We start from the raw sequence: 17447 nt of genomic DNA on the forward strand, positions 1-17447 counted from the left end.
CTCTGGAAGACTCGTACACAAATGTGATCTAAGCCTAAAACACTTAAGGCCAATGTTCAAGCGATTATTGTTTTTTTTAAGGCCAGGCTTGCTGCTTTTAAAGAAAACAATCAAAATCAACCTGATAGATCGTCGTTAAAGAAAGGCCTTCTTGTGAACGTGACACACCGGGATGTAACCGCTCCATGGTTTGGCCACCTTCAACAACAAATCTGTTGTGAACTCGAAACGTTGGAAAGCCTGTATCACCCCGAAGATCCACAGATTTTTCAGACAAAAAAATGGGAAAGACCCGGCGGTGGCGGTGGCACCATGGCCATTCTTTCAGGGCATGTGTTTGAAAAAGCTGGCGTCAACGTGTCCACCGTGCACGGCACCTTTTCAGAAGCCTTTCGTGCCCATATTCCCGGCGCTGAGGAGGATCCTCGTTTTTGGGCCTCAGGCATTTCTATTGTGGTGCATCCGCGATCCCCTTACGTCCCCATTATCCATATGAATACACGTCATATCCAAACCACACGCGCCTGGTTTGGCGGCGGCATTGATATGACCCCAGCTATTGTAGACCCTGAGGATACCCGGCAGTTTCATAAAGCCCTTCGCGATGTGTGTGACGGTTTTGATAAAACCTATTACCCACGCTTCAAGACCTGGGCTGATGACTATTTTTATATCAAACATCGTCAAGAACCACGCGGCGTGGGTGGTATTTTCTATGACAACCTTGAGGGACCGTTTGACGACACTTTTGCTTTCACACAAGCGGTAGGTCGCGCGTTTATGCCCATTTACGCGCCCATTGTCAAAAAACATTGGCACACGCCGTGGGGCGACAAAGAGCGGGAGGCACAATTGATCAAAAGAGGGCGCTATGTGGAGTTTAATCTTGTGTATGACCGTGGCACCACCTTTGGTTTGAAGACAGATGGCTTTATTGAGGCCATTTTGATGTCGCTGCCGCCCACAGCTTCATGGCCGGCCCCTTCCCTTGAGACCACGCAAGAAAAAAAGAAGGCATGAGATCACCTGGGCCGTGGTGGCGTCAACCCCTCGTTTTGGAGCCATGTGAGCAGGGCATCCCGTGATGGCTCACAATCATTTTTTTTCCAAAAATCACGGGTTTTTTGAAAGACACGACCCAAAGCCGGCCCCGGTGCAACCCCCAGCTTTATCAGATCATGACCTGTCACGGGAAACACAGGGGGCGTTTGGTTCAATGCAGCAATAGCGTTTAAGATGTGAAACGCTTCATCAACACCGAGCTTGCCCACAGACATGTGCGCAGCCAATGCCAACCACACAACGGCCCATGCTTGGTCTAGAGGCATGTCACACAATAAAAGGGGCCACAAGGCAGGCCATGCTTTCTCTTGAGCCCAGGGTGGTATCACAAAACCGAGCGCTTTATACATGGTGTGTTCAGCGCGCGTAAGGAGGAAAGAGGGCCTGTTGTTTCCATACAAACTATGCATCTGCACCTCAAACGGCGCCCGTTGGCTTGCCTTTTGTTCCAAAGAAAACAGGCTTTGCCACACATCAATGCTTTTCACCTCATGACGACCCAAAAGCGGAAAAAGACCGTGGCGATAAAACAGGGGCACAATGTGAGTCAACAAAGAACCCGCAAAGATTTTTTCCATCTCTCCCTTGATGCGCTCTTGGGAAAGACGCGTAAGCCCTTGCTTGAGTGCTAAACAGGCACTCAATCCCTCTTCATCAAACTGAGAAGAGCCATAGCGGGAAGCAAAACGAAAGAATCGTAAAATACGCAAATAGTCTTCGCGAATGCGCCTTTCTGGCACACCAATAAACCGCACCACTTTATGGGCTAGATCTTCTTGCCCGCCGTAATAATCATAAAGATGGCCCTCATGATCAAGATAGAGAGCGTTGAAGGTAAAATCACGACGCGCAGCATCTTCTTCCCACTGCTGAGTAAACGCCACATCTGCATGACGGCCATCTGTGTTCACATCCCGGCGCAGGGTCGTGATTTCATAAGTGTGCTCATCCCACAGGGCGGTGATGGTCCCATGTTTGATGCCGGTTTTATAGATGCGCGCCTGGGGCCCCAACAGGAGGCACACATCCTCAGGGGTGTGGGTTGTGGCAATATCAATGTCATGAGACATATGACCCAACAGGCCATCGCGCACAAACGACCCCACAAAACGCGCCTCTCCCCCCTCCACATTCAAGGCACGCAGCACAGGTCGATGCGGCGCCATCAGGCGTTTAAGAAAGGACGCGTTCATAAGGCTGCCCCTTGGGGATCCAAAGGCGCAGAGGCCAGCAACACCTTGAACAACGAACCCATTTGCAACGGATGCGCCAAACGCGTAGCTTGCGCGGCCAAACGTCCTTTGAGATCTTGAGAGGCCTTTTTCCCCAGCATCGCCACACGCTCGCTCAGTCCCATGCGATGCAAAAAATCTCGCTGCGTCATGAAGGATGTGGAGAGGCCTGCAGCGCGGGCCTGTGCTTCAAGAACGCCAAAATGAACATGAAAGGAAAGGTCGGCAAGGCCAGGATGCTGCAAAGGGTCACTGATGTTTCCCTGATAAAGGGCTTGCCACGAATCCCCCGAAAACCCTGGTTGGCTTGTGTCAGGTGTTTCATAGCCATAATCACAGACAAACATGGCGCCCCCATAGCGCTTGATATGCGTGGCCACGGCTGCCAATAAGGACTGGCTTTGAGGTGAGATTTCCACGATCATGCCCCGTTGATAGCGGTCGTGATCTTTGATGTGAGAAAGAGAGAGGTCTTGTTCTTGCGTCACAAAACAAAAATCGTGATCACCTTTGATCGCCACACACCGCTCTCGCCAACAAGATTCCTGCCTCACGTATTGATGGGCTGGCAAGACATCAAAAAACTCATTGGCCAGGCAAAAAAGCGGCTGGGCAGGCCAGACGATGTCGCTGAGGGCAGCATGCCACGATATGTCTTTCACCTCAGATCGCACGGGGGCAAGGGTCTTCTCTTGCACGCGCTGAAGGCCTTTGTGCACCTCCACAAGACGAATGTGTGCGCCGCCCAGAAAAGCTGGACGTATCTTGGCCGCCCTGATCACATCCTGCATCAACAAGCCGCGCCCTGGACCCATTTCTAAGAGTTGAACCACAGGCGGTGACCCTTGTTTTTGCCAAGCGTCCACAAGCCACACGCCCACCATCTCACCAAAGAGGGACGATAGCTCAGGCGCCGTTAAAAAATCACCCTCACGACCCAGCACGCGGCCCACCCGATAATAACCATAACGAGGATGGTTAAGGCAAAGCTGGTGAAAATCGTGAACAGGTAAGGGGCCACGTTCTTTGATGGCACCCTTCAATACGTCTATCAAAGAAGGGGTTACGCTTTCCGCAGACACCGCCATAAAAGAAAAATGCCCCCCGCAATCATGGGCAAAGACAACAGCTGCCCCTGGGTCATCACAAACGAGCCCAGTACAAAGACATCATCCGGCACCCGGTAAAGCTCGCACACCCATCGCGCGGTGCCATACCCCACAAGAAAAAGACCCGAAAGGGCCCACGGCTTGCGCGCCCACGACCACACAGCTGTGTTAAGGAGCACAAACAAAAAGACGCCCTCCAAGAGCGCCTCATAAAGTTGGCTGGGATGACGCGGAAAAAAATCAACGGCAGGAAAAACAATGGCCCACGACACATCGGTGATGCGCCCATACACCTCTTGGTTGATCAGGTTTCCCAAGCGCCCAAAAAAAATACCCACAGGCACACACAGCACCAGGTTATCCATAAAAGAAGACAAGGGTATGCGCCGCCGGGTCGTATAGATCACGCACGCCAGCACAACGCCCACAACGCCCCCATGAAAGGACATCCCTCCCTGCCAGGTTTTGAACACGTCGATAGGATGTGCCCAAAAATAGGATATATCATAAAACAAAACATAGCCAAGCCGACCGCCCACAATCACACCGATCACCAGCCACGGCACAAAATCATCAATGTCTTGACGCAACAGACCCGGAAACCGCATACAACTGCGCCGCGCCCAACACCAGCCAAGCCAGATGCCCACCAGGTACATCATGCCATACCAATACACCGGCCACCCTAAAACGGTAAATGCAACCGGATCGATCGTGGGAAAGAGCATACGTCCCCTTTATGTGCTGGCACGCACAGGCATCAATACATACAAAACTTTATCGTCTGCTACATCTTTTAACACAACAGGTGTTTGTGCATCCTTGAAATGAAAAAAGAACACATCACCCTTAATCTGGTGCACAGCGTCCAACACATAGCGCGCATTAAAGCTGATAGAAAAGGGTGTGCCTTCATAGTCCACAGAGACCTCTTCCTCTGCAGAGCCGCTGTCTGCGCCCTTGGATGAAAGGGACATCACACCTTTTTCTACATGAAGACGTACGCCGCGTATTTTATCACCCGAAGAAATCACCGACACGCGATCCACCGCTTCCCGAAAAAGACGTGTGTCTATCTTGAGTGTGGATGGGTTTGCCTGAGGAATGGCTTTGTCATATTGTGGAAACGTGCCGTTTACAAAGCGGGCAAAAAACTTCGTGTCGTCATAAGAAAAAGCCACACGAGTTTGAGAAAACTCAGCGTTCACCACCAAATCATCACTATCCACAATTTTGCGCAGCTCAGCTACAGTTTTGCGAGATAAAATCGCGCCCTTAAGCCCATCCGCCCCTGATGGCAACGGCACCCAACTCAAAGCCAAACGATGGGCATCGGTGGCCACCGCCTTCAAATAGTTATCTTCTGCATGAAGATAAATACCATTGAGGAAGAAACGAGATTCTTCCCCCGACATCGCAAAACGGGTTTGATCGATTAACCGCTTGATCTCTTTCCCTGACAGCGAAAACGTGTGCGTGGCTTGGTGGTCATCCAGGGAAGGATAACCTTCTTCTGGCAACGTGGGCACATGGAATTCAGACATGCCGCACATCAAAGACAGCAAATTGGTGGCCTGATCAAACTTCAGCACAATGGGCGCATCTTCTGGATATTTACGCACAATGTCATAAAACAGATGAGCCGACACGGTGAGAGAGCCCGGCTCTTTCACATCAATGGCAGGTATTTTTTGCACCAGTGTGAGCTCAAGATCGGTCCCCACCATCTCTACATGGCCATCATCTGTGGTTTTGAGCAACAAGTGCGACAAAATAGGAATGGCGACCTTACGATCAACAATACCCTGCTGGTATTGAAGGGCTTTCAAAAGAGGTGCACGATCGAGATGAATATGCATTGCCAAAATCTTTGCACGAAAAACATCTCAAGGATGAAGCATACGCCGCAAAAGATCAATATCTTCGTGGATTTTTGAATCTGAAGTTAAGGTGTCTGCGACCTTGCGCACACCGTAAAGAACCGTGGTATGATCACGCCCTCCAAAGCTGTGACCAATATCTTGCAGGGATTTTGTGGTGAGATCTTTGGCTAAGAACATTGCCACCTGACGTGCCCACGCAATATTTTTAGAACGTTTGCTTGACGATAAATCAGAAAAACGCAGGTTGTAATAGGCTGCCACACGCTTTTGAATATCTTCTACCGTAATCACCCGATCACAGGCCCGCAAAAGGTCTTTGAGCACATCTTGCGCCAGCTCGATGGTCATTTTGCGCCCCACCAGCGTGGCATGCGCCATCACCCGGGTGANAGCTCCTTCAAGCTCGCGAATGTTTGAGGTGATTTTCTGGGCCAAAAATTCTAACACCTCTTGCGGTAAATGACCCATGCTTTCGGCTTTGGCTTCTAAAATGCCCAGCCGCAGTTCATAGGTGGCAGGATGAATATCAGCCACCAACCCCCACGCCATGCGCGACCGCACCCGCTCTTCAATGCCTGAGAGATCGGATGGCGACTTATCGGCAGAAAGAATCACCTGCTTTTTTTGATCAATCAGGGCGTTAAAGGTGTGAAAAAATTCTTCCTGCGTCGATTCTTTGCCTGAGATAAATTGCACATCATCAATCATCAGCACATCGACAGAACGAAACCGATCCTTAAAAGACATCGTATCTTTAGACCTGAGCGCCTTGATAAAATGGTACATAAACTTTTCAGCCGACAGGTATAAAAATGTACGCTTGGGGTGGTGTTCGCGGATATAGTTAGCCACCGCATGCATAAGGTGGGTTTTTCCCACCCCCACAGGGCCATGCAAAAACAATGGATTAAAAGTAACATCACGCGATTCCGCCACACGCCGCGCTGCAGCATAGGCAAACTCATTGGGTTTCCCCACCACAAACTGATTGAATGTTAACTGCCCATCCAGATGTGACGGGGTTTTAGGGGGACTGCCTTCATCCCGCACCCCCTCTCCAGAAGATGCATCGGGAGCCACATGAAATTCCAGCGTATGAATGGTGGGGGCAACGGCGCGAAAAGCCGACATCAACACATCACGAAAATGCGTTTCGATCCAATCCCGCGCAAAATCTGTGGGCGCTACCAAAACCGCACGCGTTTCTGTCTGCTCACGCAGGGAAAGAAGAGAAATCCAGTTATTATAGGTCTCGTCACCCAAGTCTTTTTTCAAAGAGGCGCAAACAGAATTCCACACAAACGCGCTACCCCATGTTTACAAAAGACAAGATTTTTATTTGAGCTTTAAGGCTAACCGAGAAATACGCCGCATGGCTGTTTTTTTATGCAAAAGGCCCTTCGACACATTCCGCATGATATTGGCTTGAACATCACGAAAAAAGGTCGACGCCTCTGTTTTGTCTGAGGCCTCAACAAGCCCCAAAAACTTTTTCGTTAATGTGCGCATACGTGAACGCCGCATGCCATTGATGCGCGCGCGTCGCTCACTTGTCCGATGGGCTTTAATTGCCGAAAGATGATTGGCCACAGCTTGAAAAACACTTCCTATATCTTACTCCCAGGCTATGTGAAAAAACACATCCTGTCAACGCGCTTGCTGGGTCAGCACCCAACCTTTGAAAAGCGCAAGAAGGTTATGGCAGGAATACTTTAACGAAAAAAAAAACCGCACAAAAAAAGCATTCTTAAACCCTGTAACGTAAAGTTTCCACAATGCTTGTCACATGATCACAACGTGTATAACCCTTTTTTTCTTCCCGAACACCTGATGCACGCCTGGAGCTTGTCGCTGATGCAATCCCCACGCTTGCTTCAAGAAGCGCAAGCCAAGCTGTTTCCCAACCTTTATAATGTTTATCAAAACACAGTCAAATCATCATCCTATCAGGATTGGCCTTTATTCATCGACCCTTCCAAAATGGACAGGCGCTTTGACCATCCTGCGTGGAAAAATGTGCCCTACTACCGATCTTGTCACCAGGCTTATCTGACGATGTGCGAATGGCTTTTAAGCATGGCAAAGGCCTCACCTATGCCTCAACAAACACAAAAAGAGCTTGTTTTTTACCTTAAACAAACCCTGGATGCCTATGCGCCGTCCAATTTTCCTGCCACCAACCCTGAAATTTTTATGCGTATCCTTGAGGAAGGGGATCAAGCGCTGACGGAAGGGATCGCTCGCCTTTTTCGTGATTGGCAAGACTTAGGTCCGCAAGAGTTTTTTCTTTCCCTCACCAGGCCTAAGGGGTTTAACCTGGGAGAAAACCTGGCGCTCACACCAGGACAGGTTGTCTTAAAAAATAAGCTCATGGAGCTTATCCAATATGAGCCCGTAGAAAAACGCGTCTACCAAACGCCGCTTCTGATTGTCCCCCCATGGATCAATAAATATTATGTTTTTGACCTAAGCGCTCATAAATCTTTTGTGGATTGGGCACGCAAGCAAGGGCACACGGTGTTTATTATTTCATGGGTCAATCCTGATGCTTCGATGAAAAACACCTCTTTTCTTGATTACTTGAAAGAAGGTCTATTACCGGCATTAGACGCTGCCTGTGACATCACAGGTGCCCGGGAGGTGCATGGCATTGGCTATTGCTTAGGTGGCAATCTCTTGTCCATCGGCGCGGCGCACCTTAAAAAGCAAAAAAAGAATCTGCTGGCAAGCCTTTCTCTTCTGGCCACCATTGGGGATTTTAGCCGCATGGAAGACTTGGGACTTTTTCTTGGACCTGATCATGTGAACACCATCAAAAAAAGCATCGAAGAGGAAGGGTATATGGATGGCTATGCCCTGGCCCTTATCTTCAGCTTCCTCAGGGCCAACAACCTCATTTGGTCAGCCTTGGTCAACAAATATTTTCTTGGCAAAGACCCCTTCCCACTTGATTTTCTTCACTGGAATGCAGATCCTTCCTCCCTGCCGGCACGCATGTACCTGGATTTTTTAGAACATGTTGTGCAAAGTGACCGTTTTCTCACCCCCGAAGGCATCACCCTTGAAGGCCAGACATTTTCTTTTCATGACATGGATATTCCCTGTTTTGTGATGGCTGCGCAACGGGATCACATTGCTCCATGGAAATCGTGTTTCCCCTTCTTTCAAGCTGCCAAAGGGAAAAAGACATTTATCTTAGCCACAGCCGGCCACATTGCCGGCGTGATCAATTCACCCGTCAAGAACAAATACAGCTATTTTCACCTCGAACGCTATAAAGACGGCATCACAGAAGAAGATTGGGCGCAAAAAGCCATTGAGGTGAAAGGTTCGTGGTGGCCTTTCTGGCACACATGGATTGTGGATATCCAAGGCAAGCAAACAGATGCGCCCCCGTTAGGGAACCAAAAATATCCTGCGACACAAAACGCGCCAGGCACCTATGTATTGTCTGGAAAAAACCAACAGAAGACTGCCAAAGCCACATAAGCTCCTTGGAAGGCCCCTTAGGGGCGAGCCCTTTAACCTCATGTAGCAGGCTATTCATCAAAATGCCTCTTTGTATGGAAAAGGGCGCTTGGCCTCCTTCTTCATGTCTCTTTTCGGTAATCTCACTCCCTGAAAGGCGGGGGATTCGTACGAAATGCGGGTATATCCTTCCCCTGTGGGGTAATGCATTGTTTAAGCGCGCGGAACAGCATCAAGAGACTTTCTGATAAAAACTAAATTGGGGAAGAGTGTTTTTTAACATTGACTATTGTTAAATTTTTGTGCCAAAAAGAAAATATTTAATACTGGTAAAAAAGTAAGACAATCTCATGAAAAAAATTCAAAACCTCATTACAAGTGCAGTCATCGCAATTCTGTGTGTTGCCTGCGCAGGAAGGACTCCTCAACCTATTACCCCCTATCAGGCTCAGGATAGTCAAATGAACTGTCAATCCTTACAGTTAGAAATGAATAACATTGATCAGCAAATTTAACAAAAAAGTCAAAAGCGAGTCAAACAAGACAAAATAATATACTATTGGGCATCGGGGGCCTTTTCCTCTTCCCCTTGTGGTTTTTCATGGACCTTGCTAACGCTGATGACGCCGAAGCTCAGGCTTTACAAATCCGTTACAGCCATCTAGGGAACCTTTATGATCAACATCAATGTAGTAAAGCTTCTCAGTTCACCCCTGTCAAAAAATGAAATAGTGCTTTTTATAGCAAAACCGAAACAATTTGATCATGACCTTTCCTTCTGAAAAAGTTCTTGAATGTTGCATTGCGCAGCCTGTCGGATTTTGTTGGATGGGGTTCAGATCAAGAGAGTATGGAGAGAGGTAAAGAAGGTTATGGCTGGCGTTTTAGATAGCCTCCTTCATCTCCGATCTTTTGTGGAAGTTGGCATTTTCCATCATGATTACGCTTTGTGGCGAGAATTTGGGGAGCAGGTGCTGTTTTATCCAGGCTGTAAAGATTTGGGTATTAATGCTGTCCCCCAACAAACTTACAGCGAGCAAAGCGCCTCACAACAAATCGCCTATGGCATTCGCCCGCCCTTTGATGCCCCAATCGTGTATTCAAAAACAGCCTTGGCCGTGTAACGCATAGTCATGCGTCTGTGGAGAATCATGGACAAAACCGCCATCATACAGAAAAACAAGTGGTTTTCTCTATTGCCCGTAACTTTCAACTTTCTCTTGGAAGGATTGCCGTGCGTCTGCGGATGCCTTTGCATGTTTCATGCGTTTTTTTATAGGTCACACCCAGACGCTTGACGCGTTCATGATGATAAGAATCAGGATCGTTCAGCACATGCGCTTTGAAGGACTATCGTTTAATCTTCGTTTCATACGGGCTGCGCTTGTTTTTTGGCGCCAAACGTTTTGTCCAACGCATTATACGTGCAACGCCTATGTTAAAAAACGGGCGACTTCTGTCATCGAATAACCTTTTTGATCCCGAACTTCTAGGACTTTCTTGCGAAAATCTATTGAATAGAACATAAAAAATTAATTTGAAAACGTTGTAAAATGACAATTAAATTGTTTTGGTTTTGCGATATAAAGCGCGACCAAAGGCCCGCAGCGCTGTTTCCACGCTGACGCAGGCAGGTTCATCGTTATTCTTTGTGAGCACAGTATCTACCTGTTTCTGCGCGCGCGGGCAGAGCGGCGCAACGTCTTGAGGCCCTGAGGCTTTCTGCTTGATGGGCTCAGCAATCTCTTTATACTTGACCTGGGCCACTAGATCTTTCCCGGCATAACGATTCACAGCATCTATGATGGTGTGCGTTTCATGGCTCAACACAAAGGTATGGCCGCCCCATACGCCTATCCACAACACACTTTGTCGGCGCCCGCCGCGTACATGCTGCATGTTAAGGGGGCGACACACTTTGGCAAGAGGCCCCACAATAGCGGGCCAACCCAAACAAATACCAGACCACAATGATTTTTCAGGCGTCATCAACGGGCTGGTCACAGAGAAAAGACTTGACGATAAGCGTTTCACAGTATGCTTGACAGTACAGATGTCTCTCCCATTGTGAAAGAAAGGCCTCTTTATATCAATCTTTTCTCTCTCTATCGTGATCCCTTAGCGTTATCCACTTATGGCATTTTCTGGGTTTGTGCTTTCAGATCTTCCCTTTCTCAAAGAAGAACCCACACTTCTGAGCACGCCAAACATCCAGTTTTTCAGTCGTTTAGTGGGGATGGTGGCATCTTTTTGGCCATGCTTTCTGGGAACCGTCACAGATTGACCTCCTTCCGTATGGATGACAGTGTGGGATCCTTGGGTTTGTGTGATCACATCTGCCTCCTGCTGACCTCGCATCATCAACTTGCCCAATATTTTGTGCGCCACACGATATTTGATCCGCCCAGATTCTTTTTCCTCGGCCACGATCTTATCAATGATAGCTTCCTGGTGTTTTTGAAGATCTTTACCAGAGCTTGATGGTGTTTTTTTATGAGCTCCCCCTTGAGGCGCGCGACCCTTTTTCGTTTGTTTGCCAGCTTTTTGCGCAGGGGCGGCTGATGGTTGGTTTGCGACCGCCTCTTGCCTTTCTTTCTGTTCTTTGGCGATCCTCTGGGCATAATCTTTTTTCACCTGTTCTTTCAGTTCTTGCGCTAACGACCGGTGAAGCTCTTCTATCTTGGCTTGTGAGGCTTCCTCGATGAGTCGCTGCATTTCTTTAGCTTCTAACCATGCTGCCTTGGAAGAAAGCGCGGGAGAGGGGTTGAGCCCATGTTCATCTTTTTGGGTGGCGCCTTCCTTGGCATCAGATGCACCAGGTGAGGCTGAGCCAGACTGCCCTTCATGTTTAATGGGTTTGGAGGCTTTTTTTCTGCCACTCTTCCCCTTTACCTTGGCGCTCGGCTGTGGTGTGTTGCCCTGAATCGCCCCCTGCACGTCCCTTTTTTGTGTTTCAACTTCTTCACCTGCTTCTTCCATGAGGTATTCTAGAAAGAGAAGAGTATACAGCGTCTCATGTTGCGGTACCAGCTCAACAGGCAACACAATCGTGCCGGCCACTTCATGGGGCGAAATATTTTGGCCGAATGCGCATAAATATTTATGATAGACTGCGGCACTTTTATCTAACTCATCCTTCAAAATAGACAACATGGGATGGGTTGCATGCAAAAGGCCAGTCTTTTTTTGTTTGTGATATACTAACCCTTTTCTATGTGTTGTCTCCTGCTTGCAAAAGGGGGGCAGCATACGACCATCCTCTAAAAGGTGTGAGAACTTCCCAAGATAGGGTGCACAAAAAATGTCTTTTGCATCTCTGCCTATAATAAGGGCCTTGTCTTCCACGCGACGACCATATTGAAAATACATTTCCCTTATTTGATCCGTATCTTTTCCAAACGACATAGGTAAGAAAGAACAGGAAAAAAGAGGTAAATAAGGGGCAACGTAAAACACATCTAACGCATTGTTGTCTTTAAAAAAAACAAAGCGATAGCGCACACCCGTTGAATTGGTTTTATCCTCATAAAAGACACCATAAGTCTGGCTTGAACTCATCTGTCCCCGCCATGTGAGAATATCGATCACTTTCTGGGCAAAAGCATGGTAGATCGGCTGAAATGACCTAAACTCCTTAAGCAGGTTCTCTTTTTTTGCCTTCGTTTCATAACAGTCAGGATGATTGCTTAAAGGTTCACAAAAATGGGGAAAACAAATTTTTTGAACGCAAAGCTCAATCTCTCGATGGCACACAATGAGACGAGACAGGGGCTCGAGAATTTGGTCCTCAATGTACAGATCAGACTGTCCCTTATAAAAATTTTTCTTATAGGCAAGTTGACGCTTTAGGTCTCCAATTTTTTGGCGAAAAACGGCTTTGTGTCCTCCTCCAGCATTTTCATCCAGTGGCTGCTCAAGAAAAGAAAGAGGGCTCTCAATTCCGGGCTCTAGTCTTTTAAGCATTGATAACCTGTTTAAAAAAGTCTGATAAGAGCTTATTTTATCATCAGGAATCTGATTGAGGTCTTTATAAGACGGAACGCTTTCTATAGCCTTTATAAACCCGCTGGCCTCATTCTTATCATGATCGAAAGCATGGGCTTCACAGAAACCAAGCACCCATAATAAAAAAACAAAAATCATACACACAACCTTACAAAACAAAACACCACCCTAAAAAAAAACAAAAACCAACACAGCATCACCACGTTATGTAACAGAAATCGCTTTCTTTTTCTTGTGCACTTGCTCTTTTCTTATACGCTTCTTTTGGCATACATGAATCTTTTTCTGTCCTTTTTTTTGACCCACATGCCCTGCTTTACAGGGACATGGGGGTTGCCCCTTCGTGTTTTTGGGAACAAGAGCCTTAAGCTGGGCCTTTTTTCCCCTGCCTCCACAGCCCTTGCTTATTTTTTGGCGGACCAGGACATGCCGCCCACACTTTTGCTGACAAGAAGTTGAGGATGAAGCCAACAAGACGCGCGACTTCCCTTTTTTCTGTTTAGCATGAGATCCTTGCAAAGGTTTTTCAAGAACATCAGATAGAGTGCCATATAACCAGGCAAGGTTTCTTCTCTCTCGGCATGAAGACTCAGCATCCCCTTGAAGCATCTTCGTGATGCGTTCATCGGGGCGGACATCTACGGAAAACCACTCTCTCCTCCAAAGAGAAAACCAAGGTTTCCACAAGTTTTGATAGCTCTGTTTCCATATTTCTGTTGACGGTTTGGGCACATTCCATGTGACTAAGGCATCTTTTGGACACAAACTTGTTTGCGGAACAGATAAAGCGTCATCCCAGGAAAACGGCTGCGCACAAACAGGGGTAGCCCAAAGCAAGCCATCAGCCCCCGGATCTTGATCCTTGTGATGCCAGGCCATGCAAGAAAAAGCGCGCCGTAATAAGCATGCCAGCACAAGACAAAGAAAAATCTTTTTTTTCAAACACGAATCAATAAAAACCACAACAAATACAGATAAAAACAAAATAAAAAGCATCACACATGCAATGACATTTTTATCTCAGATATTCAATATAAAAATGCACGCTTACCACCAACACAAGGGGGAGAGCGACACAGCCTATCCACGTAGGCATGTCAGCTTAGGCTGGGTTATGTGGATTCTGTATTTTCTTGTGGGCTGGCCGTGCTTTGCATGATTTCTTGGGCCACAAGGGACGCCACAGAGAGAAAGCGTAATTTCTGCCCTGATGAGTCCACAGGCAACGAATCAGATAGCGTCAACGAATCAACCGCACTTTTGGCAATGTTATCCACCGCGTGATGGGAAAGCACCCCATGCGTGCAGTAACAATGCACCTCGCGCGCGCCCAAGGCTTTGAGGGCCGTGGCGGCGTTCATGAGGGTGCCCCCTGAATCCACCATGTCGTCCACAATAACGCAGGTTTTGCCTGCAACATCACCCAAAATTTGCAATACCTCACTTTGGCCAGGACGTTTTCTATATTTATCGACAACAGCCAAAGCGACTTTCAGGCGTTTAGCCAAGTGTCGCGCCCGGTGCAAGCCACCACTATCTGGCGACACAATGACCACATGATCTTTCTCACCAAAGCGCTGACGAATATCCTCTTCAAAAAGAGGCATCGCCGATATATGACGCACAGGACGATCAAAGAACCCTTCTATCTGCTTGGCATGAAGATCACACACAATAAAACGATCACACCCTGCACTTTCAAGGATTTTCACAAGCAAGCGCGCAGAAATAGGCGTGCCAGCATACACCCGCTTATCTTGACGCATATAACCTAAATAAGGCAAACAGGCCGTAACGCGTTTGCACCCATCACGCTTGAGGGCATCAATCACAAGCAACAACTCCATCAGCCCTTCATGGGTAAACACAGACTGAATCACCACCACATCTTTATTTTCTGTGCTCTCCTTGACCTCAACAGACACCTCCCCATTACGAAAGCGACCCAAGACGCAAGGGATATCATACGTATTGAGTGTGTGAGATAACCCCTGCCACTGAGGCGCATAAGAGCCAAAAAGCAAAACAGGCACATTCTGAGACACGTGGCATGAAAGAAATGCAGGATTTATAGAGGTGGAGGCTAACATACAAATGACAAAAAACCACCCCGTTATTCGCGACATCACATCCTCTCTCCCCCAAGATGAGCTCTCTAAGTTTGTCTAAAAAAAACAAAAAATCAACCACCTCTCTCACATTTTTATGGGGGATCATGAAAACATCCTCGCATGAACAAGCGGGAACCTCGTGTCAGCATCTTGTGTTAAGCAGCAATGAAACAGGTCAGACGTGATGGCTGCCACACGTGGGTCAGAAGCGCCAGAACTGTTTTTTGGCGTCCATCCCCTTGTCCTCCGCGCACCAACCCCATAAGAGAGAGCCTTGTTTTTCTGTATAGGCCGCAGTATACAAAGGCTACGGAGTGTAGCTCAGCCTGGTAGAGCACCGTCTTCGGGAGGCGGGGGCCGGAGGTTCAAGTCCTCTCACTCCGACGTTTCTTGCATGTGCCTTTTCCCCTTGCCCCCTGGCGTCCCCAAAGATCTTTGCTCAGCGGCTCTCTACAAGCTGCTTCATAAGGGCATCGACGGTGTTATCGGATGCATCTTCTACCAAAAAATCCGGCACACACTGGTGACGCATCCATGTGCGCTGCCTTTTGGCATATTGACGCGTTCTCAAGGCCACCAGCTTTTGTGCATAAGGTTCTGATATGACCTTGTGCACGGCCAGCAAAATCTCTGCAAACCCCAGACACTGGGTGATGGGCGGCCATGACACGTTTTGTGTGCCTTTCAACAGGGCCATACACGCACGTGTAGATAACACCACTTTATCTTCACATATGCTGGTGGTTTGAGGTGTGATCGGTGCGAGATATGTTTGTGCAAAGTGGGCCACCTCTTCCACAACACCTTGATCCCACATCTGGTGAAGACGCTGATGGATGCGATCATTGACCACCTCCTTAGGTGGGTTCAACGCACACACATGAAAAGCATGAGAGGAAGGACTAGGTTGTTGGCCTTGCCAAAATAATAAAGAGTGGCCTGTCGATTGCCACACAGACAGGGCACGCACCAAACGCTGCCGATCAGAAGGGTGAATACGCCCTGCCATCACAGGGTCAGCTGCACAAAGTTTTTCTGCCAACACATCGGTTGTTAGCCCTTCTAGATCACGCACCGTTGCATGCGGTACATCCGGCATCGGTGCCAGCCCCTCAAGAAAACTTTTGATGTAAAAACCTGTACCGCCCACAAGAATGGGCAACCTGCCCTCTGCACGCACATGGCCAACGGCCTCATGGGCCCAGCGCCGCCATAAGGCAGCCGAGCACGGTGGATCAGAAGGCGCCTGTTTTTCATACAGCCTGTGGCAAACCTGTTGACGATCTTCGTGCGTGGCTTGTGCCGTCAAAACAGGCAGACCTGCATAAACCTGCAAACTGTCAGCGCAAATAATCACGCCATCCAAGCGCTGCGCCAACATCAGGGCAAGGCCTGATTTTCCGCTTGCTGTGGGCCCGATGATCACCAGCCCATCTAAGGATTTTGACATTGTTGTCATATCACATCTTGCATTTTGACGATGTTTTTTTCATCATAAAGCTTACCAAACATTTTGGATGGTTAAAGGGAAACAACATGAGCACGCATCAACAATCTGGCATCATGGCAGGCAAGAAAGGCCTGATTATGGGTGTCGCCAATAAATCTTCCATTGCCTGGGGCATTGCAGAAAAACTTCATCAAGAAGGGGCCGAGCTTGCATTCACCTATCCTAGTGACATTTTTGAAAAGCGCGTACGCCCGCTGGCCAGCACGGTAGGCAGTGATATGGTTTTTCCGTGCGATGTGGCTGATGAAACCCAGATTGCCCGTCTGTTTACATCCCTTGCCCAGAAATGGTCATCCCTTGATTTTATTGTCCATGCCATTGCGTTCTCTGACAAAAATGAGCTCAAGGGCCAGTATGTGGACACCAGCCATGCCAATTTTATGAACACCATGAATGTTTCCTGTTTTTCCTTTACGTCTATCGCGCGTCATGCCAAACCGTTGATGAAAGAAGGGGGAAGTTTGCTCACCCTCACCTATCATGGCGCNCCAGCCATGCCAATTTTATGAACACCATGAATGTTTCCTGTTTTTCCTTTACGTCTATCGCGCGTCATGCCAAACCGTTGATGAAAGAAGGGGGCAGTTTGCTCACCCTCACCTATCATGGCGCAAACAAGGTGATGCCGCATTATAACGTGATGGGTGTGGCCAAAGCTGCGCTTGAGGCGAGTGTGCGCTATCTTGCCACAGACTTAGGGCCTGACAATATTCGCGTCAACGGTCTGTCCGCCGGTCCTATCAAAACCCTGGCGGCTTCTGGTATTGGTGATTTTGGATATATCCTCACCTGGAACCAACTCAATGCCCCTCTGAAGCGTAATGTCACCTTGCAAGACATTGCAGGATCTGCGCTTTATCTGCTGAGCGATCTCTCCAGCGGCGTCACAGGGGAAATTCATCACGTCGATGCCGGCTATCACGTGGTGGGCATGAAACGCCCGGATGCCCCTGACATCCACGCCCTCACAGCCTAGACCTGTCATCCTCCCCTTGTTAAGCCCTGCCTGTTTTCTGGCCTGCCCCTTTTGTTCACACCAAAACGGGCAACTTCCCCTTATGTTCTTT

At 48.2% G+C, this 17447-nt stretch carries 14 protein-coding genes, 1 tRNA gene and 2 pseudogenes; 6 read left to right on the forward strand and 11 right to left on the reverse strand.

Features of this window, described 5'->3' with window-relative positions:
* The first annotated feature begins 153 nt into the window (after positions 1-153).
* Complete coding sequence (gene hemF / locus IG82_RS0102835) at positions 154-1020, forward strand: oxygen-dependent coproporphyrinogen oxidase (RefSeq protein ID WP_052545631.1); 867 nt, start codon at positions 154-156, stop codon at positions 1018-1020.
* A gap of 2 nt (positions 1021-1022) precedes the next feature.
* Here the strand turns inward: hemF and IG82_RS0102840 are convergent, their stop codons facing one another.
* The 7 genes and pseudogenes from IG82_RS0102840 to rpsT form a co-directional block, all read right to left on the reverse strand.
* The gene (locus IG82_RS0102840) at positions 1023-2255 is read right to left on the reverse strand and encodes a CCA tRNA nucleotidyltransferase (protein WP_052545632.1); all 1233 of its coding nucleotides are present in this window, start codon (positions 2253-2255) and stop codon (positions 1023-1025) included.
* Positions 2252-3382, reverse strand: coding sequence for a class I SAM-dependent methyltransferase (locus IG82_RS0102845; protein ID WP_052545633.1), 1131 nt, complete (start codon positions 3380-3382; stop codon positions 2252-2254). Before IG82_RS0102845 ends, IG82_RS0102840 begins: the two co-directional genes overlap by 4 nt.
* Complete coding sequence (gene lgt, locus IG82_RS0102850) at positions 3358-4131, reverse strand: prolipoprotein diacylglyceryl transferase (RefSeq protein ID WP_031934121.1); 774 nt, start codon at positions 4129-4131, stop codon at positions 3358-3360. Before lgt ends, IG82_RS0102845 begins: the two co-directional genes overlap by 25 nt.
* 9 nt (positions 4132-4140) lie before the next feature.
* A complete protein-coding gene (gene dnaN, locus IG82_RS0102855) occupies positions 4141-5262 on the reverse strand; it encodes a DNA polymerase III subunit beta (protein WP_031934122.1) in 1122 nt (373 codons plus the stop codon).
* A gap of 27 nt (positions 5263-5289) precedes the next feature.
* On the reverse strand, positions 5290-5675 hold a 386-nt coding region (locus IG82_RS07315; RefSeq protein WP_281172859.1), incomplete at its 5' end, for a helix-turn-helix domain-containing protein.
* Between the two features lies 1 nt (position 5676).
* Positions 5677-6585: pseudogene (gene dnaA / locus IG82_RS06620) on the reverse strand (chromosomal replication initiator protein DnaA); the annotation flags it as partial.
* Between the two features lie 36 nt (positions 6586-6621).
* Complete coding sequence (gene rpsT, locus IG82_RS0102865; RefSeq protein WP_031934123.1) at positions 6622-6876, reverse strand: 30S ribosomal protein S20; 255 nt, start codon at positions 6874-6876, stop codon at positions 6622-6624.
* A gap of 240 nt (positions 6877-7116) precedes the next feature.
* On the opposite strand from rpsT, the gene IG82_RS0102875 reads away from it, so the two are divergent.
* Both IG82_RS0102875 and IG82_RS0102885 read left to right on the forward strand, forming a co-directional pair.
* A complete protein-coding gene (locus tag IG82_RS0102875) occupies positions 7117-8775 on the forward strand; it encodes a PHA/PHB synthase family protein (protein WP_052545635.1) in 1659 nt (552 codons plus the stop codon).
* 851 nt (positions 8776-9626) lie between these two features.
* The gene (locus IG82_RS0102885; protein ID WP_156095332.1) at positions 9627-9878 is read left to right on the forward strand and encodes a hypothetical protein; all 252 of its coding nucleotides are present in this window, start codon (positions 9627-9629) and stop codon (positions 9876-9878) included.
* A 436-nt stretch (positions 9879-10314) separates the two neighbouring features.
* Here the strand turns inward: IG82_RS0102885 and IG82_RS0102895 are convergent, their stop codons facing one another.
* From IG82_RS0102895 to IG82_RS0102910, 3 genes are all read right to left on the reverse strand, one after another.
* Positions 10315-10788 carry a DciA family protein gene (locus IG82_RS0102895; RefSeq protein WP_156095333.1) on the reverse strand — a complete coding sequence of 158 codons (474 nt, stop codon included), beginning with the start codon at positions 10786-10788 and terminating at the stop codon, positions 10315-10317.
* A gap of 90 nt (positions 10789-10878) precedes the next feature.
* Positions 10879-12717 carry a hypothetical protein gene (locus IG82_RS0102900; protein ID WP_156095334.1) on the reverse strand — a complete coding sequence of 613 codons (1839 nt, stop codon included), beginning with the start codon at positions 12715-12717 and terminating at the stop codon, positions 10879-10881.
* Positions 12718-13871: 1154 nt separating this feature from the next.
* Positions 13872-14804 carry a ribose-phosphate diphosphokinase gene (locus IG82_RS0102910; protein ID WP_172642867.1) on the reverse strand — a complete coding sequence of 311 codons (933 nt, stop codon included), beginning with the start codon at positions 14802-14804 and terminating at the stop codon, positions 13872-13874.
* 376 nt (positions 14805-15180) lie between these two features.
* Between IG82_RS0102910 and IG82_RS0102920 the strand changes: the two genes are divergently transcribed.
* A tRNA-Pro gene (locus IG82_RS0102920) sits at positions 15181-15254 on the forward strand.
* A gap of 55 nt (positions 15255-15309) precedes the next feature.
* Here IG82_RS0102920 and miaA read toward each other — a convergent pair.
* Entirely contained in the window at positions 15310-16329 is a 1020-nt protein-coding gene (gene miaA, locus IG82_RS0102925) for a tRNA (adenosine(37)-N6)-dimethylallyltransferase MiaA (RefSeq protein ID WP_082192021.1), read from the reverse strand.
* 128 nt (positions 16330-16457) lie between these two features.
* Here miaA and IG82_RS07390 point away from each other — a divergent pair.
* Positions 16458-16867: enoyl-ACP reductase FabI (locus tag IG82_RS07390; protein ID WP_408605313.1), on the forward strand; the 410-nt coding region annotated here is incomplete at its 3' end.
* 1 nt (position 16868) lies between these two features.
* A pseudogene (locus tag IG82_RS0102935) lies at positions 16869-17356 on the forward strand (SDR family oxidoreductase); the annotation flags it as partial.
* Between the last annotated feature and the right edge of the window lie 91 nt (positions 17357-17447).

It is taken from the genome of Candidatus Hepatobacter penaei (assembly GCF_000742475.1).
Lineage (GTDB): Bacteria > Pseudomonadota > Alphaproteobacteria > Holosporales > Hepatobacteraceae > Hepatobacter > Hepatobacter penaei.

Bases quoted from the DNA above. Each gene is read 5' to 3' on its own strand.
- dnaN (WP_031934122.1), bottom strand. From the start codon at position 5,262: ATGCATATTCATCTCGATCGTGCACCTCTTTTGAAAGCCCTTCAATAC.
- IG82_RS0102845 (WP_052545633.1), bottom strand. From the start codon at position 3,382: ATGGCGGTGTCTGCGGAAAGCGTAACCCCTTCTTTGATAGACGTATTG.
- lgt (WP_031934121.1), bottom strand. From the start codon at position 4,131: ATGCTCTTTCCCACGATCGATCCGGTTGCATTTACCGTTTTAGGGTGG.
- miaA (WP_082192021.1), bottom strand. From the start codon at position 16,329: ATGACAACAATGTCAAAATCCTTAGATGGGCTGGTGATCATCGGGCCC.
- IG82_RS0102840 (WP_052545632.1), bottom strand. From the start codon at position 2,255: ATGAACGCGTCCTTTCTTAAACGCCTGATGGCGCCGCATCGACCTGTG.
- IG82_RS0102875 (WP_052545635.1), top strand. From the start codon at position 7,117: ATGCACGCCTGGAGCTTGTCGCTGATGCAATCCCCACGCTTGCTTCAA.
- IG82_RS0102885 (WP_156095332.1), top strand. From the start codon at position 9,627: ATGGCTGGCGTTTTAGATAGCCTCCTTCATCTCCGATCTTTTGTGGAA.
- IG82_RS0102900 (WP_156095334.1), bottom strand. From the start codon at position 12,717: ATGCTTAAAAGACTAGAGCCCGGAATTGAGAGCCCTCTTTCTTTTCTT.